At 63.6% G+C, this 20,587-nt stretch carries 15 protein-coding genes; 10 read left to right on the plus strand and 5 right to left on the minus strand.

The genetic code is table 11. The annotated features are described in order from the left end of the window. Nucleotides 1-229: 229 nt before the first annotated feature. Both FFY45_RS20595 and FFY45_RS20600 read right to left on the minus strand, forming a co-directional pair. The gene (locus tag FFY45_RS20595; protein ID WP_176341874.1) at nucleotides 230-1,267 is read right to left on the minus strand and encodes a DUF1176 domain-containing protein; all 1,038 of its coding nucleotides are present in this window, start codon (nucleotides 1,265-1,267) and stop codon (nucleotides 230-232) included. A 101-nt stretch (nucleotides 1,268-1,368) separates the two neighbouring features. Further along, a complete protein-coding gene (locus FFY45_RS20600; protein ID WP_176341875.1) occupies nucleotides 1,369-2,601 on the minus strand; it encodes an acyltransferase family protein in 1,233 nt (410 codons plus the stop codon). Nucleotides 2,602-2,753: 152 nt separating this feature from the next. On the opposite strand from FFY45_RS20600, the gene FFY45_RS20605 reads away from it, so the two are divergent. The 6 genes from FFY45_RS20605 to rpfC all read left to right on the plus strand — a co-directional run bounded on the left by FFY45_RS20605 (nucleotide 2,754) and on the right by rpfC (nucleotide 10,848). Further along, nucleotides 2,754-3,677 (plus strand): LytTR family DNA-binding domain-containing protein, encoded by a 924-nt coding sequence (locus tag FFY45_RS20605; protein WP_255172100.1) that lies wholly within the window; start codon nucleotides 2,754-2,756, stop codon nucleotides 3,675-3,677. 222 nt (nucleotides 3,678-3,899) lie between these two features. Next, nucleotides 3,900-5,025, plus strand: a protein-coding gene (gene prfB / locus FFY45_RS20610; protein ID WP_104591659.1) for a peptide chain release factor 2 whose coding sequence is annotated in 2 segments (ribosomal slippage) — nucleotides 3,900-3,974 and nucleotides 3,976-5,025 — 1,125 coding nt in all. Because the reading frame shifts where the segments join, the coding sequence is not laid out codon by codon here. 220 nt (nucleotides 5,026-5,245) lie between these two features. Next, complete coding sequence (gene lysS / locus FFY45_RS20615) at nucleotides 5,246-6,763, plus strand: lysine--tRNA ligase (protein WP_176341848.1); 1,518 nt, start codon at nucleotides 5,246-5,248, stop codon at nucleotides 6,761-6,763. Nucleotides 6,764-6,901: 138 nt separating this feature from the next. Then, nucleotides 6,902-8,038, plus strand: coding sequence for a cyclic di-GMP phosphodiesterase response regulator RpfG (gene rpfG / locus FFY45_RS20620; RefSeq protein WP_006451240.1), 1,137 nt, complete (start codon nucleotides 6,902-6,904; stop codon nucleotides 8,036-8,038). A 10-nt stretch (nucleotides 8,039-8,048) separates the two neighbouring features. Beyond that, nucleotides 8,049-8,666, plus strand: coding sequence for an RpfH protein (locus tag FFY45_RS20625; protein ID WP_176341877.1), 618 nt, complete (start codon nucleotides 8,049-8,051; stop codon nucleotides 8,664-8,666). Nucleotides 8,667-8,673: 7 nt separating this feature from the next. After that, entirely contained in the window at nucleotides 8,674-10,848 is a 2,175-nt protein-coding gene (gene rpfC, locus FFY45_RS20630; protein WP_176341849.1) for a sensor histidine kinase RpfC, read from the plus strand. A gap of 13 nt (nucleotides 10,849-10,861) precedes the next feature. Here the strand turns inward: rpfC and rpfF are convergent, their stop codons facing one another. Together rpfF and rpfB are read right to left on the minus strand one after the other, a co-directional pair. After that, nucleotides 10,862-11,731 (minus strand): diffusible signal factor synthase RpfF, encoded by an 870-nt coding sequence (gene rpfF / locus FFY45_RS20635; protein WP_176341850.1) that lies wholly within the window; start codon nucleotides 11,729-11,731, stop codon nucleotides 10,862-10,864. Nucleotides 11,732-11,909: 178 nt separating this feature from the next. Continuing rightward, nucleotides 11,910-13,592 (minus strand): fatty acyl-CoA ligase RpfB, encoded by a 1,683-nt coding sequence (gene rpfB, locus FFY45_RS20640; protein ID WP_006451236.1) that lies wholly within the window; start codon nucleotides 13,590-13,592, stop codon nucleotides 11,910-11,912. A 97-nt stretch (nucleotides 13,593-13,689) separates the two neighbouring features. Between rpfB and FFY45_RS20645 the strand changes: the two genes are divergently transcribed. Further along, nucleotides 13,690-14,139 carry a nuclear transport factor 2 family protein gene (locus FFY45_RS20645; protein WP_176341851.1) on the plus strand — a complete coding sequence of 150 codons (450 nt, stop codon included), beginning with the start codon at nucleotides 13,690-13,692 and terminating at the stop codon, nucleotides 14,137-14,139. Nucleotides 14,140-14,214: 75 nt separating this feature from the next. Here FFY45_RS20645 and acnA read toward each other — a convergent pair whose 3' ends face one another. Next, the gene (gene acnA, locus FFY45_RS20650) at nucleotides 14,215-16,983 is read right to left on the minus strand and encodes an aconitate hydratase AcnA (protein ID WP_176341852.1); all 2,769 of its coding nucleotides are present in this window, start codon (nucleotides 16,981-16,983) and stop codon (nucleotides 14,215-14,217) included. 151 nt (nucleotides 16,984-17,134) lie between these two features. Between acnA and FFY45_RS20655 the strand changes: the two genes are divergently transcribed. From FFY45_RS20655 to acnB, 3 genes are all read left to right on the plus strand, one after another. After that, nucleotides 17,135-17,383 (plus strand): AbrB/MazE/SpoVT family DNA-binding domain-containing protein, encoded by a 249-nt coding sequence (locus tag FFY45_RS20655; protein WP_002806474.1) that lies wholly within the window; start codon nucleotides 17,135-17,137, stop codon nucleotides 17,381-17,383. Continuing rightward, a complete protein-coding gene (locus FFY45_RS20660; protein WP_006451233.1) occupies nucleotides 17,380-17,790 on the plus strand; it encodes a type II toxin-antitoxin system VapC family toxin in 411 nt (136 codons plus the stop codon). Before FFY45_RS20655 ends, FFY45_RS20660 begins: the two co-directional genes overlap by 4 nt. Before the next feature lie 75 nt (nucleotides 17,791-17,865). Then, the gene (acnB, locus tag FFY45_RS20665) at nucleotides 17,866-20,457 is read left to right on the plus strand and encodes a bifunctional aconitate hydratase 2/2-methylisocitrate dehydratase (RefSeq protein WP_074057548.1); all 2,592 of its coding nucleotides are present in this window, start codon (nucleotides 17,866-17,868) and stop codon (nucleotides 20,455-20,457) included. Nucleotides 20,458-20,587: the final 130 nt, after the last annotated feature.

A 20,587-nucleotide genomic window follows, 5' to 3' on the forward strand; every position in this document is an offset into this window, starting at 1 on the left:
TTACACACGGACGTACTTGCGGCGTGTCCCGCGATGGTGGGCGGGCAAGGACCCTGCAGCCAAGTCGCGGATCAGCCGCTCTGCACGGGACGGCGTACTCACAGGTGGCATGTGTGCGGTGGTGTGCCGCAAGTGGCGCAGGCCTGATAGCCGCGAAATAGTGTCGTTCGCCGCGTCAAAGCGTCTTGCAAGACAGTGCAAGTGCACACGCGCACTGTCCTCGCTTCGATCAAGGTGACTTCTTGACCTCGGTCACCAACGTCGGCAATTCCCATGCGCCGCCCGCGGCCACCAGCCGGCACAGGCCGGAGGTGGATTTGGACGTTGGCACAAACCGGCGGCCGTCCCAGGTCCAGCTGGCCTCGCTATAGCAATCGCCCAGACCGCGTCCCTTGTGCGATGCGAGGATGGTCGCCTCATCCAGATCGCTGGCCTGGGTGGTGATCAAGGTGGGCGCGAACGGCGCGCGTGCGTTGATGACCCAGTAGCCGGTGCCGACGTTGTAGGCGCCCATCCAGCAGTCGGTCGACACCAGCAATTTTTCGCTGCTGAGCCGGGTGATCGTCAGCGGTTCCGGCGCAGTGCTTGCGTCCAGCCCCTTGCATTCGTCGTTGGCCGGCAAGCTGGCACGCAGCGCCTGATAGAGCGCCGGCAGTTTGCCCAGGCGCGCATCGGCCGCTTGCGGGGCGGCGAGTTTGGCTTCACGTATCTGCGGTACCGGCACTGCCGGCAGCACGGCGGCCTCATCGCGATCGCCCTTGCGCACCAGTGCGCCGCGCGTGCCCAACCGGCCCTGGAATTCGTCCATTTTCAGCAGCACCGCCGCCGCGCCGCGATCGGACAGCTGCCAGCGGCGGCCGTCGTTGCCGAGCGCCACGATCTTGCTGCTGCGTGTCAGCGCGGCCAGCAGTGCGGTGACCTGCGCGTTGGTCAGCGGCGCGGTGCCGCTGTCGCGATTGAGCGCCAGCTTGCCCAGATCGCGCTGGTCGATGCGCAATGTGAGCGACGCCGGCATCTTGACCTCGTCGTACTGGCCCAGCATCAACTCGGCCGTCACCGCTTGCCCGGCGCCGGCCTTGCGCGTCAACAGCACCGACACCGGCGTGCTGTCGCCTTCGTCCGGCTGGTAACCGGCAGCGCGGCAGGTGCGGGTGTTGTCGCAGGCGATGGTCCAGTCTTCATGGTCGAAGGCGATGCCAACCGGGGCCTCGGCAAGGGCGGCGACGGGCGTCAGCAACAAGGCGGCGGCGAGCAGGGTGGGGCGCATGGTGTTCTTCGAAAGAGCGTGTCCGGCGCGCATCTTGCGTTGCTGCGGATAGGCCGTCCAGTCCATCGCGCGCCAAACAGCGCCATCGGTGCGCAATGTGTTCATGAGCTCATCGGCATGACGTTGAGCTTGCTCGTCGAACGCTGCGTGCGCCCACGCAATCCGAACAACGGGCGCAGCCAGCGCACGCGGCGAATCGCACATTCATGCAGTGCCAGACAGCCGATCACGGTAGCGGCAATCACCAGCGCCGGTTCCAGCCAGGCATTCAAGTGCAACGGCATCAGCCAGTAAAGCACCACGATGATCAGGCTCTGATGCAGGATGTACCACGGGAACACTGCCTCGGTGCAGTAAGGCAGCCAGCGGAACGGACGGTTCAAACGGTGCCTGGCCCAGCCAAGGATCGTCAGCAGCGCCAGCCAGGTGTAGGCGGCACGTGCGCTGTGTTCGATCGTCTCCCACGGCAACGCAGTCAGCGTTGCACCCAGTTGCGCCGGTTGTCCATGGATGCCGACATAACGGATTGCCAGTTCGGTGCCGATCGCCAATAGCGCGGTGCCGAGTGTGAGCCACCGCAGCCGCACCGCCCAAGCCCAGAAGCGCTCGCGGCGTGCCAGCAGATACCCCAGCAAGAACAACGGGAACGATTCGGCATGCACGAACCAGTCGCCGACCAGCGCGTGGGTCGGCGGGTGGCGCGGCATCACCCACAGCACGCAGAACGCTTCCCACAGGATCGGCAACAGCAGCAGTGCCGGTACCGCCAGCGCAGCGGGCAAGCGAGGCAACGCGGCCAACCGCAGCCGCGTTGTCAGCGACACCAGCGCCATCAACGCCATCAACGCCATCAACGCCACGGTGTAGGGCAGCAGATAGGCCAGATACCACAGATGGTTCCAGGTGATGCCGTACTCCCAGCCATCGAAACTGCCGGCCGGCCACGGCCGCACCTGCCAATAGCGCAACAGGAAGTTGCCCAAGCCCGGGCTGACCTTGCCGTTGCTCACGCCCTGGCAATAGGCCTGCACCGCAACCACCACGAACATGCCGAACAGCAACGGCGGCAGCAACCGCCTGCAGCGCTGCAAGGCGAAGCGCCAGGGCCTGGCCTGCGGCCGCGCCAGTCCGATCGCGATGCCGGAGATCATGAACAGCAACGGCATCCGCCACCGATTGAGCACGATCATCGGCCACTGCAACCACTGCGCCGTGTGCAAGCTCTTGAGGTGGAAATCCCAGTCGGCCACATAGGCCATGCCCACGTGATAGAGGATCAGCAGTGCAAAGGCGAAGACGCGCAAGGCATCGATATCGTGGCGGCGCTCGGTCATGGTCGTGTCGGTAGAAGGCATGCCTGCATCCTCGGCAGATCCGGCGCTACCCAGCTGTACCAAGGGTGGCAACGCTGTCCCTGAGTGACCAGTTGCGGTACTGCAGGGACGAACCGGGGACGGTAGGCGGACGGTTTGCCTAGAATGCGCGGATGAATTCACCAGCATCCGGGGCCATTCCACCCGATACCGACAGCGATCCCAGCGCGGGCAAGCACTGGGTGGCGTTGATCTGGCTGCTGGTTTTCTATGGCAGTGCGCTCGGCAACACCGCGACCGCATGGCTGGCGGCGCGTCGCGATGGTCAGCCGTTGTTGCTATGGCAGGTGCTGACCTGGGAGCTGAGTAGCGCAACCGCCTCGTTACTGCTTCTGCCGCTGTTGCTCTGGCTATGCCGGCGCTGGCCGCTGCATGCCGATGTCTGGCGGCGGCGCATTCCGCTTTATATGGCGGCCGGGCTGGTCTGGTGGTTGCTGCACGTCAGCGGCATGGTGCTGCTGCGCAAGCTTGTCTATATGGCGGTAGGGGCGCACTACGACTTCGGTGGCTGGCGCTTGCAGTGGGTGTACGAACTCTCCAAGGATCTGCGCACCTTCGCCTTGCTGGTGGCGCTGCAACACACGCTGGCCTGGTATGGGCGGCGTCGGCAGGGCGAGGCGCATCTGCTGGCCGCGCCGGACGAAGGCGCGCCGGTGGAGCCGCTGGATCGCCCGCAACGCTTTCTGGTGCGCAAGCTGGGCCGCGACTTCCTGGTCGCTACCGCCGACATCGAATGGGTCCAGGCCTCGGGCAACTACGTCAATCTGCACGTGCGCGGCCACGACTACCCGCTGCGCAGCACCATGGCCGCGATCGAAGCCAAGCTCGACCCGGCCGTGTTCGTGCGTATCCACCGCAGCTACCTGGTGAAGCTGGCACGTGTGCAAGCGATCGAACCGCTGGAATCCGGCGACGCCCGCGTACATCTGACCGATGCCACCGTGCTGCCATGCAGCCGCCGATATCTGGCTGCGTTGCGGACAGTGGCCGGGCAGGCGCCCGTCGCGCAGCGTGCCGAGGCTGCACCGGCTGGCTGAGTGGAGCAGCGCCGATCATATGTAATGCCGCCTTTGTCCGGCCTGGATCAGTCAGCGCCCCGGCACCTGACCTGTGCGCTGGCCCGGCTGCCGACTGCACCGACCGGCGCTTCCTGATGCTAGTTGTGCCCGCAGAACGCTGCGACCCGGCATGGCCACCGCTGCGTTCCGCCGCCGCCGCCCGCTTGCTAAACTACCGGGCTTGTTTGCCGGAAGTCCGTCATGATCGAAACCAATCCGATCCGCCAGCGCATCACCGATCTCAACGATCGCGTGCTCTCGCTCAGGGGGTATCTTTGACTACGACGTCAAGAAAGAGCGTTTAGAGGAAGTCACCCGGGAGCTTGAAAACCCCGATGTGTGGAACGATTCCGAGCGCGCGCAGGCGTTGGGGCGCGAGCGCTCGATGCTGGAAAAGACCGTCATCGGCATTGCCGACGTGCTGGCTGGCCTGGCCGACGCGGCCGACCTGCTGGAGCTTGCCGAAAGCGAGCAGGACGAAGACACCGCCGTGGCGGTGCTTGCCGACCTGGACAAGTATCAGGTGCACGTCGAGAAACTCGAATTCCAGCGCATGTTCTCCGGCCAGATGGACGGCGCCAATGCGTTCGTCGACATCCAGGCTGGCGCCGGCGGTACCGAGGCCCAGGACTGGGCCGAAATCCTGTTGCGCATGTATCTGCGCTGGGCCGAGTCGCGTGGCTGGAAGACCGAGCTGATGGAAGTGTCCGGCGGTGAAGTCGCGGGCATCAAGTCGGCCACGATCCGCATCGAAGGCGAGTTCGTCTATGGCTGGTTGAAGACTGAAATCGGCGTGCACCGGCTGGTGCGCAAGTCGCCGTTCGATTCAGACAATCGCCGACATACCAGTTTCACCTCGGTATTCGTGTCGCCGGAAGTGGACGACAACATCGAGATCGACATCAATCCGGCCGATCTGCGCACCGACGTGTATCGCTCCTCCGGCGCCGGCGGTCAGCACGTCAACAAGACCGAATCGGCGGTGCGTATCACGCATATTCCGACCAACACCGTGGTGGCCTGTCAGACCGGCCGCAGCCAGCACCAGAACCGCGACAACGCGATGAAGATGTTGGCCGCCAAGTTGTACGAGCTGGAAGTGCAAAAGCGCAATGTCGAACGCGACGCGCTGGAAGCCACCAAGTCCGACATCGGCTGGGGCAGCCAGATCCGCAATTACGTGCTCGACCAGAGCCGCATCAAGGATCTGCGCACCGGCATCGAGCGCAGCGATACGCAGAAGGTGCTCGACGGCGACCTGGACGAATTCGTCGAGGCCAGCTTGAAGGCCGGTCTGGCGGCAGGCTCCAAACGCCTGGATGCCTGACCGCTGTGCGAGGTCGATGTGCCTGCGCGCATATCGACCTCGCGCTACCTGCGGCCGCAATGCGTCCTGATCGTGCAGCGGCTGCAGATTGCGCAACAGTCGACACTGCTGCACCGCGCAGTCGTCACAGTCCCACCGTAAAACAAAGCAGGCACCGGCAAGTCCGGTTCCTCACTCCCCACCGGGCACGCGCCCGACCCATAGCAGATCGATTCCCGCCATGACCGAGCAGACCCCCGCGCCGCAGATCCCCGCCGACGAGAACAGCCTCATCGCCGAGCGTCGCGCGAAACTGGGCGCGTTGCGCAGCCAGGGCATCGCCTATCCCAACGATTTCGTGCGCGAGCAGTTCGCCGGCGACCTGCAGGCCGAATTCGCCGATGCCGACACCTGGACCCCCGACACGCTTGAAGCGAGCGGCCGCACGGTCAAGATGGCCGGCCGCCTGATGGCCAAGCGGGTGATGGGCAAGGCGAGTTTTGCGCAGATCCAGGACGAATCCGGGCGCGTGCAGCTGTTTCTGCAGGGCAATGTGCTCGGCGATGCCTACACCGCATTCAAAGGCTGGGACGTCGGCGACATCGTCGCAGTGGAAGGCGGGCTGACCCGCACCAAGACCGGCGAGCTGTCGGTCAAGGCCACTGCGCTGCGGCTGCTGACCAAGTCGCTGCGCCCGCTGCCGGACAAGTGGCATGGCCTGTCGGACGTGGAGCAGCGCTATCGTCAGCGCTATGTCGATCTGATCGTCACTCCGGAAGCGCGCGAGGTCTTCATCAAGCGCTCCAAGATCATCCGCGCCATGCGCGCCTGGCTGGACGCGCGCCGCTTCCTGGAAGTGGAAACGCCGATGATGCATTACATCCCCGGTGGCGCCACCGCCAAGCCGTTCACCACCCACCACAACGCGCTGGATCTGGATCTGTACCTGCGCGTGGCGCCGGAGCTGTATCTCAAGCGGCTGGTGGTCGGTGGGCTGGAGCGCGTCTACGAGATCAATCGCAATTTCCGCAACGAAGGCGTGTCGACCCGGCACAACCCCGAGTTCACCATGCTCGAACTCTACGAGGCCTATGCCACGTACCACGAGATCATGGACCTGACCGAGCAGGTGATCCGCGACACCGCGCAGTCGGTGCTGGGCACCACCCAGGTGAACTGGGATGGCGCCGACATCGACCTGGCGCCGGCTTTCCGGCGCTGGCGCATGGATGAGGCCGTTCGCCATCACAACCCGGACATCAGCGCGGCCGATTGCACCGATCGCGCTGCGCTGCTGCGCCATTGCGAGCGCCTGAAGATCAAGGTCAAGCCGTCGTACGGCTGGGGCAAGCTGCTGCTGGAAATCTTCGAAGCCACGGTGGAACACACCTTGGTGCAGCCGACCTTCATTACCGATCATCCGGTCGAAGTGTCGCCGCTGGCGCGGTCCAGCGACACCGAGCCCGGTTACACCGATCGCTTCGAGCTTTTCATCAACGGCAAGGAACTGGCCAACGGCTTCTCCGAGCTCAATGACCCCGAAGACCAGGCCGCGCGCTTCCAGGCGCAGGTGCAGGCCAAGGATGGTGGCGACGACGAAGCGATGCATTACGACGCCGATTACATCCGTGCGTTGGAGTACGGCATGGCGCCGACCGGTGGTCTGGGCATCGGCATCGACCGCCTGGTGATGCTGCTGACCGGCAGCACCTCGATCCGCGATGTGCTGCTGTTCCCGTATATGCGTCCGGAAGCCTGATGCTCTGTGCCGTCGGCTCGCCGACGGCACAGATACTGCATATGCTTGAGCGGAGCCCCGAATGGCGTATCGTCGGGGGAGTCGGCAGTACCGTCGGCGTTATCGCTTTCCCGTTCTCGAGACAGAGGAGCAACGGCTATGCAGGATGTTTTAGGGAATCCGGTCGGTGTATCGTCGACGGATACATGGGGAAGCTGGTCGGAAAAGGCGGATCTGGGATTGAACATCGTTATTGTCGATGACCAGATGTCTGCGCGGACGATGCTGCGTCACGTCATCGAAGACATCGCACCGGAGTTGAAGGTCTATGACTTCGGTGACCCGCTCGACGCGCTTGCCTGGTGCGAAGCCGGACGCGTGGATCTGCTGCTGCTCGACTATCGCATGCCGGGCATGGATGGCCTGGAGTTCGCACGCCGGCTACGGCGGCTGCCAAGCCATCGCGATATTCCGATCATCCTGATCACCATCGTCGGTGACGAACCGATTCGTCAGGCCGCACTGGAAGCCGGCGTGATCGACTTCCTGGTCAAGCCGATCCGCCCGCGCGAGCTGCGCGCGCGCTGTGCCAATTTGCTGCAGCTGCGTCAGCAGAGCGAAAGCGTCAAGCAACGCGCGCTGTCGCTGGAACAGCGCCTGCTGGCCAGCATGAACGAGGTCGAAGAGCGCGAACGCGAAACCTTGTCGCGGCTGGCGCGCGCCATCGAGTACCGCGATTCGGGCACCAGCGCGTTCCTGGAGCGCATGTCGCATGTGGCCGGCCTGATCGCCGAGCAACTTGGCCTGTCGGAAGAAGAGGTGCGCATCATCGAGATGGCCGCACCGCTGCACGACATGGGCAAGATCGCCATTCCCGATTCGGTGCTGCTCAAGCCGGGCAAGCTCACCGACGACGAGATGAGCATCATGAAGCGGCATCCGCGCATCGGCTACGAGCTGCTCAGCGGCAGCCAGAACCGCTTCATCCAGGTCGGCGCCCTGATCGCACTGCGTCACCACGAACGCTACGACGGCACCGGCTACCCGGACGGACTGGTGGGCGAGGCGATTCCGCTGGAGGCGCGCATCGTGGCGGTGGCCGACGTCTTCGACGCCCTGCTGTCGCCGCGCCCGTACAAGGAGGCCTGGACCATGGACGCTGCGCTTGCGTATCTGTACGCCCAACGCGGCCGCCTGTTCGACCCGCGCTGCGTGGATGCGCTGCTACGCGGCCGCGCGCAGCTGGATCAGATCTGCGGGGAGTTCTCGACCGCATCGGCACGACCCGGGGTGTGAAGTGAAGGCGGTGCTTGGCCAGCTGCGCGCTCGACTCGCCCGGCGTGCCGACAGCGAGCATGGTCAGGCGCTGGTGCGCATCGTGTTGATTCTGCTGATCCTGGTCTATGCGCTGACCTTCGCTCAGCAGTGGCAGGTCTCCAGGCACAAGCTGCAGCAGCTGTTCTGCCTGATCGCAATCGGTCAGGGGATGGCGCTGGTGCTCTTTGGCTGGATTGTTGCAAACCCACAGCGCTCGCATCTGCGTCGCACGCTAGGGATGCTGTCCGATTACGGCTTGATCGGGCTGGCGATGACCTGGATGGGGGCGCCAATGGCATTCTTGTATGTCGTGTTGCTTTGGATAACGATCGGCAATGGGCTGCGGTTCGGTAGCGAGGCTCTGCACAACGCAGTGGCCATGGCCACGCTCAGCTTCGGCGCAACGCTGGCCAACAGTAGCTATTGGCAGGGTCGGCTTGGCTTGGCGATCGCGCTGCTGGGTGCGTTGATCGTCATTCCTATGTCATTGTTGCGTACGCTGCGCGAGCACGACCAGGCGATCATTGAGCCACCGCCCGCTGCAGGTATCGACGCTGCGACGCAGCACGGAAGGATCCCAACCCCATCGACGCCACCGCGCGTCTGAGGCGTCTATGAAGTTTCCACTGCCATGGTTGAAGCAACGTCTGTCAGGACGGGCGGACACGGAGCACGCGCAAAATCTGGTCCGTATCATCATCACCACCCTGTTTATTTCTTACCTGGGCTGGCGCTACCAACATACGCACGGCGACACGCTGGTTGCCACTTGGTTGATCCTGGTGGGCGAACTGGTGGTGTCGCTTGGCCTGATGGTGGCGATCCTGCTGCGACCGCAGGTGTCCCACACGCGGCGCCTGATCGGCATGCTGCTGGATTACACCTGCACCGGTGCCATCATGGCGATCCAGGGCGAGCCTGCCTCACCGTTGTACGCAGTGTGCATGTGGGTGACCATCGGCAACGGTCTGCGCTACGGCAGCAACTATCTGCGCGCCGCTACGGCAATGGGCAGCCTGTGCTTCCTCAGCGCCATCCTGATTTCACCCTATTGGAAAGCCAATCCATACCTGAGCTGGGGCTTGTTGCTGGGCCTGATCGCCGTGCCGCTGTACTTCGATTCGCTGTTGCGTGCGATGACACGGGCGGTGCGCGAGGCGCGTCATGCCAATCAGGCCAAGAGCCGTTTTCTGGCCAATATGAGTCACGAATTCCGCACGCCGCTCAATGGGCTGTCGGGCATGACCGAAGTGCTGGCAACCACGCGCCTTGATGCTGAGCAGAAGGAGTGCGTCAACACCATCCAGGCGTCGGCACGCAGCCTGCTGTCGCTGGTCGAAGAAGTGTTGGACATTTCAGCGATCGAGGCCGGCAAGATTCGCATCGACCAGCGCGATTTTTCGCTGCGTGAGCTACTCGGCGCGATTGGACTGATCCTGCAGCCGCAGGCCAGGGCGCGAGGCTTGCACTACAGCACCCAGGTTGCTGCCGACGTTCCCGATTTGCTTAAGGGTGACAATGGCCATCTGCGGCAGGTACTGCTCAACATCGTGGGCAATGCCGTCAAATTCACCGAGCAAGGCCATGTGCTGCTGCGGATCACGCGAGTGTCCGCCGGCAGTGCACTGCGACTGCGGTTCGATGTGGAAGACACCGGCATCGGGGTGCCGCTGGATATGCGGTCGCGGCTGTTCGACGCGTTCGAGCAGGCCGACGTTGGCCTGTCGCGGCGTTATGAGGGGACCGGGCTTGGCACCACCATCGCCAAGGGGTTGGTGGAGGCAATGGGCGGCAGCATCGGGTTCAAGGAGAACCAGCCCAGCGGTAGCGTGTTCTGGTTCGAACTGCCGATGGCGATCGGCGCACCTGTGCAGGCGGCACCCGCACAGGTGTCTGGCGGCGCACTCGTGGGAACGCAAGACGAACTGGAAGCCTCCAACGTCATCGCGTTCTCCAATCCATTTCTGCGTCATCGCGCGCGCGTACGCAGCATGCGCATGTTGGTGGCCGACGACCACGAAGCAAACCGCATGGTGTTGCAGCGGTTGCTGGAAAAGGCCGGGCACAAGGTGAGGTGCGTCAACGGCGCCGAGCAGGTGCTGGACGCAATGGCTGAAGAAGATTTCGATGCGGTCATCGTCGATCTGCACATGCCGGGCATGAGTGGTCTGGACATGCTCAAGCAATTACGGGTAATGCAGGCCAGCGGAATGCGTTACACCCCGGTTGTGGTACTGAGTGCCGATGTCACGCCCGACGCGATTCGTACATGCGAACAAGCCGGCGCGCGTGCGTTCTTGGCCAAGCCGGTTGTTGCAGCGAAGTTGCTGGATACCTTGGCCGATCTGGCTGTCAGTACGCGGCCCTTGGTCACGCCGACAACAAGTGTGCAGATCCCGGACATGTTCGATGGTGTGCTCGATGCCAGTGTGCTGGACGAGCTGGCTGCACTGGGTATGGGAGATGAGTTCGAACACCAGTTCGTGCGTCAGTGCCTGGAAGATGCGCAGAACTGCGTCGGTGCGATCGAGCGTGATGGAACCCGTTCGGATTGGGAGCAGTTGCGTGAGAGCGCGCATGCATTGCGTGGCGTTGCCAGCAACCTGGGTCTGGCTCAGGTTGCCGGTAGCGGGGGCGAATTGATGCGCATGGCCGACTGGCAATTGCAGGCAGAGTGGCGGCAGCGGCTGTCTGCGTTGCGCGGCCAATTGCAGGCCGGAAAGGACGCACTCGACGCACGCGTGAAGCGCGCCAAGGACGAAGAGTGCTCCCCCCGTAATAGCGAATAGGGCGGCCGGCGCATCAGCCGGCATCGAGTCCCGAGCGGCGCGACTGCGCTCGTACCAGCCGGTCCATCGTGCGCAGCGATTTTTCGCCCAACTGCATCGCTGTATCTACCCAGATCTCGGTGATGCGCATCATCTCTTCCAGCGGTACGGCGGTGGTCATTTCGCGTACCTGCTGCATCGCTGCCCATGCGTGCGGCGTACGCTTGCTCTCACGGATCACCTGTTCCACTGCAGCCACACCCTGGCCGCGTGGGACCACGCGATCAATCAGCCCCAGGGCGAGCAGTTCTTCAGCCGAGTACAGATTGCCATTGAGCATGATCCGCTGCGCCAATTGCGGGCTGACGCGCTGGCACATGAAAGAGTAGGCACCCATGCCCGGGAACAGATCGAACAGGACTTCGGGTAGCCCCATCATCACGCCTTCCTCGGCAATGATGGTATGGCAGCTCAATGCCGCCTCGAAACCGCCGCCCAGCGCATTGCCCTGGACCAGAGCGATGCTGTGCGCACGTGCGCCGAGGCCAACGTGAAACGCGTGCACCCCGCGTACGCAGCGCTGCGCGTAGTCGAGCAAGCGGGCGCGATCGCCTTCGCGAATCAACTGGCAGAACAGCGCCAGATCACCGCCAAGGTTGAAAACGTCGCTGTCCGATGCCAACACCACGTGTGGGGACGTCGCACCGGCATGGAGAAGGCGCTGGCCGAGGTCGACCTGGTAGCCAGTGATGTCGTCGACCAGGCGCGAAGAGAAGCAGGCGCGACCTGGATTTATGTCCAGATTGGCATGCATGTGAATCCAGTAGACGTCGCGTTGCAGTTCTTCGATGACGCGTAGGGTGGAACCGATCGTGGTGCGAACAAAAGGTTGAACTGCAGACATGGTGGTTCTCCGTGAAGACCGTCCGGCCGGCCGCCTTACGGACGGAGAGTGAGAGGAACGAGGAGCGTGCGCCGACCGCTGATTCTATGCGTGCAAAAGCAAGCGCCCGCAAGGCCTTGCGGCATTGCGGGCGCGAGATGATGGCTGAACGGCCTCGATCCTGCGATGGCAGGTAGGATTACTCCTTCGGCGCATCCCGCAATTCGCGGCGCAGAATCTTGCCGACGTTGGTTTTCGGCAATTCCTTGCGGAATTCGATCACGCGCGGCTGCTTGTAGCCGGTCAGGTTGGCGCGGCAATGCGCCTTCACGGCGTCGGCAGTCAGGGCAGGGTCCTTCTTGACGATGACGGCCTTGACGATCTCGCCGGACTTCTCGTCCGGCACGCCCACGGCGGCCACTTCCAGCACGCCGGGCATCTCGGCGATCACGTCTTCGATCTCGTTCGGATACACGTTGAAGCCGGAGACCAGAATCATGTCCTTCTTGCGATCGACGATATAGACGAAGCCCTGTTCGTCCATGCGTGCGATATCGCCGGTGTGCAGCCAGCCCTCGGCGTCCATGACCTTGGCGGTTTCTTCGGGTTTCTTCCAATAGCCCTTCATCACTTGAGGGCCCTTGATGCACAGCTCGCCGATCTCGCCCTGCGGCAGCACGGCGCCGGCGTCGTCCTTGATGCAGGCATCGGTGGACGGAATCGGCAGGCCGATCGAGCCGTTGTAGTCCTTCAGATCCATGGGGTTGATGCAGGCGGCCGGCGAGGTCTCGGTCAGGCCGTAGGCCTCGACCAGGGTCAGGCCGGTGACCTTCTTCCAGCGTTCGGCGACCGAGCGTTGCACCGCCATGCCGCCGCCGAGGGACATCTTGAGCGAGGAGAAATCGACCTGATCGAAACCGGGCGTATTGAGCAGGCCGTTGAACAGCGTGTTGACGCCGGTGAAGGCAGTGAAGCGGGTCTTCTTCAATTCCTTGACGAAGCCGGGCATGTCGCGCGGGTTGCTGATCAGGTGATTGCAGCCGCCAATCTTCATGAAGACCAGCCCGTTCGCCGTCAGTGCGAAGATGTGATACAGCGGCAGTGCGGTGATCACCACCTCGTGGCCTTCTTCCAGCTTGCCGGTGCTGGCAAGCCACTGGTGGGCCTGCTGCATGTTGGCGACCAGATTGCGGTGGGTCAGCATCGCGCCCTTTGCCACGCCGGTGGTGCCACCGGTGTATTGCAGGAAGGCGATGTCGTCGGACTCGATCTGCAGCGTCGGAACTTTGTGTTTGCGGCCCAGCGCGAGCGCGTCACGGAAACGGATCGCGCCCTTGAGGCGATACTCCGGCACCAGCTTCTTGACGTACTTGACGACGAAGTTGACCACCGCCGCTTTCGGGAAGCCGAGCATGTCGCCCAGGCCGGTGGTGATCACCTGCTTGACCGGGGTGTCGGCGATGACCTGCTGCACGGTGGTACCGAAGTTGTCGATGACCACCAGTACGCTGGCGCCGGAGTCGATCAGCTGATGCTTCAGCTCGCGCGGGGTGTACAGCGGATTGACGTTGACTACGGTCAGACCGGCACGCAGGATGCCGAACGTGGCGACCGGGTACTGCAGGCAGTTGGGCATCATCAAGGCGACACGATCGCCTTTTTTCAACTGCAATTCGCCAAGCAGATAGGCGGCAAACTGCTCGACCAGCTGATCGGCTTCGCGGTAGGTGATGGTCTTGCCGAAGCTGTGATACGCGGGGCGATCGGCGAAGCGCGCGACCGACGTGGCGAACACTTCCGCAACGGTGCGGAACTGCTCAAGATCGATCTCGGCGGCGACGCCGGCCGGATAACTCTGTAACCAAGGACGTGCCTGATTCATCTGCCCCCCTCCAGGGTGTTCGGTGCGTGACGCGGTGTGTTCCACGGCACGACTGCAAGTGGCAGCATACCGTCATGCATGTAAAAGGCGAAGTGTGATGCAGGGCAGCATTCAACTGCGATGGCGATATTGGCTCGCCGTACTGTGCATGCTTGCGCTCATCGGTTGCGCACGGCCTGCGCCGGAACAACGGTTGCGCGCGACACTGGAGCAACTGCATCAGGCGATCGAAGCACGCGAGATCGGCGATGCGATGGCGCCGGTGGCCGAGGATTTCGTCGGCGAACAAGGACTGGACGCAGCCGGTCTGCGGCGATTGATGCAGCTGCAGATGCTGGGCAATCAAAAGATCGGGGTGACCTTGGGGCCGGTGGATGTGCAACTGCGCGGTGACACCGCAAGCGTGCGTTTCACTGCGTTGCTGACCGGTGGCAGCGGGCGCTGGCTACCCGAGCAGGCGCAGACGTATCAGGTGACCACCGGCTGGCGATTGCAGGGCGGCGACTGGCAGCTGTATCACGCGCAGTGGGAGCCGACCGGGCGTTGAGCGCTCGCCTGAAACGACACTCCCGCCAAGCGGCGGGAGTGCCGTTGAACGTGTAAAGCGCAATGCGCTGGGCGATCAGGCCGCCTTGCGTGCAGCCAATTGGCGTAGCACGTACTGCAACAAACCACCGTGCTTGAAGTACTCCACTTCCTTGGGCGTGAGCAGCAGCACCTTGACCTGGAACTGCTTGACGCTGCCGTCGGACTTCTTGGCATCGACGGTGGCGCGACGGCTGGCGCCATCTTGCAGGCCAGTGATGTCCAAGACCTCGGAGCCATCCAGGCCCAGCGTCTGCGCGTTTTCGTTCTCGAGGAACTGCAGCGGCAGCACGCCCATGCCGACCAGGTTGGAGCGATGGATGCGCTCGAAGCTCTCGGCGATCACCGCCTTGACGCCGAGCAGGTTGGTGCCCTTGGCCGCCCAGTCGCGCGACGAGCCGGTGCCGTATTCCTTGCCGGCCAGCACCACCAACGGCACGCCATCGGCCTTGTACTTCACTGCCGCATCGTAGATCGCCAGCTTTTCCGGCTGGCCACCGTCGGCGGGGTAATACAGCGTGTTGCCGCCTTCTTCGCCGCCGAACATCAGGTTCTTGATGCGGATGTTGGCGAAGGTGCCGCGCACCATGACATCGTCGTTGCCGCGGCGGCTGCCGTAGCTGTTGAAGTCGGCCGGCTGCACGCCGCGCTCCTGCAGGAAGCGACCCGCCGGCGAATCCTTCTTGATGTTGCCGGCCGGAGAGATGTGATCGGTGGTGATCGAGTCGCCGAACAGGCCCATGATGCGCGCGCCGTGCACGTCCTCGACGTGGCCGACCTGCATGGTCATGCCGTCGAAGTAGGGCGGGTTCTTGATGTAGGTCGAGGCCGCGTCCCATTCGTATAGCGCACCATCCGGCGAGGCGATGGTGTTCCAGCGGCTGTCGCCCTTGAAGACATCCGCGTAGTTCTGCTTGAACATCTCCGGGCCGACGGTGGCGGCGATGGTGTCGCCGATTTCCTTGTTGCTCGGCCAGATGTCGCGCAGGTAGACCGGCTGCCCGTCGCTACCGGTACCCAGCGGGTCGGTGGTGAGGTCGATGTCGGTGGTGCCGGCGATGGCGTAGGCCACGACCAGCGGCGGCGAGGCCAGGTAGTTCATTTTGACTTCGGGATGCACGCGCCCTTCGAAGTTGCGGTTGCCCGACAACACCGATGCAACGACCAGGTCGTCCTTGGCAATCGCCGCCGACACATCGTCCGGCAGCGGGCCGGAGTTGCCGATGCAGGTGGTGCAGCCGTAGCCGACCACGTAGAAGCCGAGCGTTTCCAGGTCGGCCAGCACGCCGGCCTTGCTCAGATAATCGGTGACCACGCGCGAGCCCGGCCCGAGCGAAGTCTTCACCCACGGCTGCGCCTTCAGCCCCTTGGCCGCCGCGTTACGCGCGAGCAAGCCGGCGCCGAGCATCACTGCCGGGTTGGAGGTGTTGGTGCAGGACGTGATCGCCGCGATCACCACCGAGCCATCGCGCAGCTGCCAGCCGGCGCCGCTGTCGTTGGAGGCTTCGGCTTGCGAGGCCTTGGCGCCGACCGCAGTGCCGCCGCCGCCTTCGTTCTTCAGGCGGTCTTCCTGTTTGATATCGGTCAGGCGCTTGCTGCGCGCATCGACGAACGGCTTGAGGCTCTCGCGGAAGTTGGTCTGCATGTCTTCCAGCAGCACCCGATCCTGCGGCCGCTTGGGGCCGGCCAACGACGGCTTGACCTCACCCATGTCCAGCTCCAGCGTGGCGCTGTATTGCGCCTGCGGAGTATTGGCGTCGTGCCACAAACCCTGCGCTTTTGCGTAGGCCTCGACCAGCGCAATCTGTTCCTCGCTGCGGCCGGACAGGCGCAGATAGGTCAGCGATTCTTCATCGACCGGGAAGATGCCGCAGGTGGCGCCGTATTCCGGTGCCATGTTGCCGATGGTGGCGCGGTCGGCCAGCGGCAGATGCTGCAAGCCTTCGCCATAGAACTCGACGAACTTGCCGACCACCCCGGCCTTGCGCAGCATCTGGGTGACGGTGAGCACCAGATCGGTGGCGGTCGCGCCTTCAGGCATCTTGCCGCTGAGCTTGAAGCCGACCACCTGCGGAATCAGCATGGACGACGGCTGCCCAAGCATTGCCGCCTCGGCCTCGATGCCGCCCACGCCCCAGCCCAGTACGCCGATGCCGTTGATCATGGTGGTGTGGCTGTCGGTGCCGAACACGGTGTCCGGATACGCAATCTGCGTACCGTCCTTGTCCGCGCTCATCACCACGCGCGCCAGGTTTTCCAGGTTCACCTGGTGGACGATGCCAGTGTTGGGCGGCACCACCTTGAAGTTTTCGAACGCCTTCTGGCCCCAACGCAGGAAGCCGTAGCGTTCCTGATTGCGCTGGAATTCGATCTTGCCGTTGAGGTCGAGCGCATCGGCCGAGCCGAACACATCCACCTGCACGGAATGGTCGATGACCAATTCAGAGGGAATCTGCGGGTTGATCTGGTCGGCATTGCCACCGAGCTTGACCACGGCATCACGCATCGCGGCCAGGTCGACCACGCACGGCACGCCGGTGAAGTCCTGCAGCACCACGCGGGCCGGCATGAAGGCGATCTCGATATCGGGCTCGGCCTTGGGGTCCCATTTGGCGACCGCCTCGATGTGGTCCTTGCCGACGGTGACACCGCCGTCTTCATGCCGGAGCAGGTTCTCCAGCAGGATCTTCATGGAATAGGGCAGGTGGCCGATATCGAAGCGCTCGCCCAGCTTTGGCAGGCTGTAGTACTCGTAGCGCTTGCCGTGGACCTCAAGCGAGGTGCGGGTGGAAAAGGAATCGCTCATGCATCACTCCTATGGCAGCAGGCTGTAGGTTTGTTCTGAACAGTGTGACTAATTCAGTGTGTACGTTCGGTTGCAAGACCGGGTATGTGGCCTTGAGTACGACAAGTCAAGTATGTAGAATCGCTGCATACTTTATGCCGGGGCCACCTTCATGGAAGCCACAGTTGCCGAACGCGGGCAGATCACGCTGCCCAAAGCCGTACGCGATGCCCTGGGCCTGACCAAGGGCACCACGCTCAAGATCGAGCTCGACGGCGGCCGCATCATCCTGCGCAAGGACGTCAGCGAGGCGCTGCGCAAGGTGCGCGGCAAGTTCAAGCTGGTCGACGGCCTGACCAACACCGACGAAGCCATGCGCGCCATCCGTGGCCGCGCGCCCGGGGATCCGTTCGACCCATGATCGCTCTGGATTCTTCGGTACTGCTGGACATCCTGATCGGCGATGCGGTCTACGGCGAGGTGTCGGAGATCTGCATCGGCGATGCGCTGGCGCGCGACGAGGTGGTGGTCTGCGATGCGGTGGTGGCCGAGGTGCTGGCCATGCTCGATACCCAGGTCGACCTGATGGAAACGCTGGCCTCGATCGGGGTGCGCTACGAAGCCACCCAGGAAGCGGCGGCGGTACGCGCCGGCCACATGAACAAGCGCTTCCGCGCGCGTGGCGGCAAGCGCGAGCGGGTGGTTGCCGATTTTCTGATCGGCGCTCACGCGATGCTCCAGTGCGATGGGCTGATCACCCGCGACGAGGGCTTTTTCCGCGACTACTTCAAGGGTTTGAAGATCGTTGTTCCCAAACCCGCAAGCTGATCCGCACGCATCCACGTTTCGCGTTTACACATTCACGTTTTACACATTCACACGTTGTCTTTTCGGAGAATCCGCATGTTGGAAGCCTATCGCCACCACGTTGCAGAGCGCGCCGCGCTCGGTATCCCGCCGCTGCCGCTGACCGCGCAGCAGACCGCCGAGGTCATCGAGCTGCTCAAGGCCCCGCCTGCGGGTGAAGCGGAGTTCCTGGTCGAGCTGCTCAGCCAGCGCGTGCCGGCCGGCGTCGACGACGCTGCCAAGGTCAAAGCCTCGTACCTGGCCGCGCTGGCCTTCGGTACCGAGACCACCGCGCTGATCAACCCCACGCGTGCGACCGAGCTGCTCGGCACCATGCTGGGCGGCTACAACATCCAGCCGTTGATCGATCTGCTCGACAACGCCGAGCTGGGCGCCACCGCTGCCGAAGCGCTCAAGCACACCTTGCTGGTGTTCGATGCCTTCCACGACGTGCAGGAAAAGGCCGAGGCCGGTAATGCGCACGCCAAGGCCGTGCTGCAGAGCTGGGCCGAGGCCGAGTGGTTCACCAGCAAGCCGGAAGTGCCGCAGAGCCTGACCGTCACCGTGTTCAAGGTGCCGGGCGAAACCAACACCGACGACCTGTCGCCGGCCCCGGATGCGACCACCCGCCCGGACATCCCGTTGCATGCGCTGGCAATGCTCAAGAACGCGCGCGACGGCGCGGCCTTCGTGCCGGAAGAAGACGGCAAGCGCGGCCCGATCCAGGCCATTGCCGATCTCAAGGACAAGGGCCATCTGGTCGCCTATGTGGGCGATGTGGTCGGTACCGGTTCCTCGCGCAAGTCGGCGACCAACTCGGTGCTGTGGTGGACCGGCGAGGACATTCCGTTCATTCCGAACAAGCGCTTCGGCGGCGTGTGCCTGGGCGCGAAGATTGCGCCGATTTTCTACAACACGATGGAAGATGCGGGTGCATTGCCGATCGAGCTGGACGTGTCGCAGATGGAGCACGGCGATGTGGTCGAGCTGCGTCCGTACGACGGCAAGGCGCTGAAGAACGGCCAGGTGATCGCCGAGTTCGCGATGAAGTCGGACGTGCTGTTCGATGAGGTGCGCGCCGGTGGCCGCATTCCGCTGATCGTGGGCCGCGGTCTCACCGCCAAGGCGCGCGAATTCCTGGGCCTGCCGGCGTCTGATCTGTTCCGTCTGCCGATGGTGCCGCCGGATACCGGCAAGGGCTTCTCGCTGGCGCAGAAGATGGTTGGCCGCGCCTGTGGCTTGCCGGAAGGCGAGGGCATGCGCCCGGGCACCTATTGCGAACCGAAGATGACTTCGGTGGGCTCGCAGGACACCACCGGCCCGATGACCCGCGACGAGCTCAAGGACCTGGCCTGCCTGGGCTTCTCGGCCGACCTGGTGATGCAGTCGTTCTGCCACACCGCCGCCTACCCGAAGCCGGTGGACGTCAAGACCCACCACACCTTGCCGGAGTTCATCTCCACCCGTGGCGGCGTGTCGCTGCGTCCGGGCGATGGCGTGATCCACAGCTGGCTCAATCGCATGCTGCTGCCCGACACCGTCGGCACCGGCGGCGACTCGCACACCCGTTTCCCGATCGGTATTTCGTTCCCGGCCGGCTCCGGTCTGGTGGCCTTTGCCGCCGCCACCGGCGTGATGCCGCTGGACATGCCCGAGAGCGTGCTGGTGCGCTTCAAGGGTGAGATGCAGCCGGGCGTGACCTTGCGTGACCTGGTCAACGCGATCCCGCTGTACGCGATCAAGGACGGTCTGCTGACCGTGGCCAAGCAGGGCAAGAAGAACATCTTTTCCGGCCGCATCCTGGAAATCGAAGGCTTGCCGAATCTGAAAGTGGAACAGGCGTTCGAGCTGTCCGATGCTTCTGCCGAACGTTCGGCCGCAGGTTGCACGGTGCACTTGGACAAGGCGCCGATCATCGAATACCTGACCAGCAACATCACCTTGCTGCGCTGGATGATTGCCGAAGGCTATGCCGATGCGCGCACGCTGGGCCGCCGCATCAAGAAGATGGAAGAATGGCTGGCCGACCCGCAGCTGCTGCAGCCCGATGCCGACGCCGAATACGCCGCCGTCATCGAGATCGATCTGGCCGACATCCATGAGCCGATCGTGGCGTGCCCGAACGACCCGGACGACGTCAAGACGCTGTCCGAAGTTGCCGGTGCGGCGATCGACGAAGTGTTCATCGGTTCGTGCATGACCAACATCGGTCACTTCCGTGCCGCCGCCAAGTTGCTGGAAGGCAAGCGCGATATCCCGACCCGTTTGTGGGTTGCGCCACCGACCAAGATGGATGCCTCCGAGCTGACCAAGGAAGGCCATTACGGCACCTTCGGCGCGGCCGGTGCACGCATGGAAATGCCGGGCTGCTCGCTGTGCATGGGCAACCAGGCGCAGGCACGCGAGGGCGCCACGGTGTTCTCCACCTCCACGCGTAACTTCCCGAATCGCCTTGGCCGCAACACCAACGTGTATCTGGGTTCGGCAGAGTTGGCCGCGATCTGCTCGCGTCTGGGTCGCATCCCGACCAAGGATGAGTACATGGCCGATGTGGGTGTGATCAAGACCAGTGGCGACCAGATCTACCGCTACATGAACTTCGATCAGATCCAGGAATATCAGGATGTGGCGGATACCGTCGCTGCCTGATCCAGCTGCTTGATCTCGTGTTCGAAAACGCCCGGCAATGCCGGGCGTTTTTCGTTATTCGGGTGGTCACTTCGCTTTGCCTGCACGATGCCAGAAGTTAAAGCCAATAGCAGTTAACTCGCCTGTCGCG

Source organism: Xanthomonas hortorum, assembly GCF_011305375.1.
GTDB lineage: Bacteria > Pseudomonadota > Gammaproteobacteria > Xanthomonadales > Xanthomonadaceae > Xanthomonas > Xanthomonas hortorum_E.

What these genes read in the sequence shown, in the direction of transcription:
- FFY45_RS20595 (WP_176341874.1), bottom strand. Translation starts at nt 1,267, where the DNA reads ATGCGCCCCACCCTGCTCGCCGCCGCCTTGTTGCTGACGCCCGTCGCC.
- rpfC (WP_176341849.1), top strand. Translation starts at nt 8,674, where the DNA reads ATGAAGTTTCCACTGCCATGGTTGAAGCAACGTCTGTCAGGACGGGCG.
- FFY45_RS20605 (WP_255172100.1), top strand. Translation starts at nt 2,754, where the DNA reads ATGAATTCACCAGCATCCGGGGCCATTCCACCCGATACCGACAGCGAT.
- rpfB (WP_006451236.1), bottom strand. Translation starts at nt 13,592, where the DNA reads ATGAATCAGGCACGTCCTTGGTTACAGAGTTATCCGGCCGGCGTCGCC.
- acnA (WP_176341852.1), bottom strand. Translation starts at nt 16,983, where the DNA reads ATGAGCGATTCCTTTTCCACCCGCACCTCGCTTGAGGTCCACGGCAAG.
- lysS (WP_176341848.1), top strand. Translation starts at nt 5,246, where the DNA reads ATGACCGAGCAGACCCCCGCGCCGCAGATCCCCGCCGACGAGAACAGC.
- rpfF (WP_176341850.1), bottom strand. Translation starts at nt 11,731, where the DNA reads ATGTCTGCAGTTCAACCTTTTGTTCGCACCACGATCGGTTCCACCCTA.
- FFY45_RS20660 (WP_006451233.1), top strand. Translation starts at nt 17,380, where the DNA reads ATGATCGCTCTGGATTCTTCGGTACTGCTGGACATCCTGATCGGCGAT.
- FFY45_RS20655 (WP_002806474.1), top strand. Translation starts at nt 17,135, where the DNA reads ATGGAAGCCACAGTTGCCGAACGCGGGCAGATCACGCTGCCCAAAGCC.
- FFY45_RS20645 (WP_176341851.1), top strand. Translation starts at nt 13,690, where the DNA reads ATGCAGGGCAGCATTCAACTGCGATGGCGATATTGGCTCGCCGTACTG.
- FFY45_RS20600 (WP_176341875.1), bottom strand. Translation starts at nt 2,601, where the DNA reads ATGACCGAGCGCCGCCACGATATCGATGCCTTGCGCGTCTTCGCCTTT.
- acnB (WP_074057548.1), top strand. Translation starts at nt 17,866, where the DNA reads ATGTTGGAAGCCTATCGCCACCACGTTGCAGAGCGCGCCGCGCTCGGT.
- rpfG (WP_006451240.1), top strand. Translation starts at nt 6,902, where the DNA reads ATGCAGGATGTTTTAGGGAATCCGGTCGGTGTATCGTCGACGGATACA.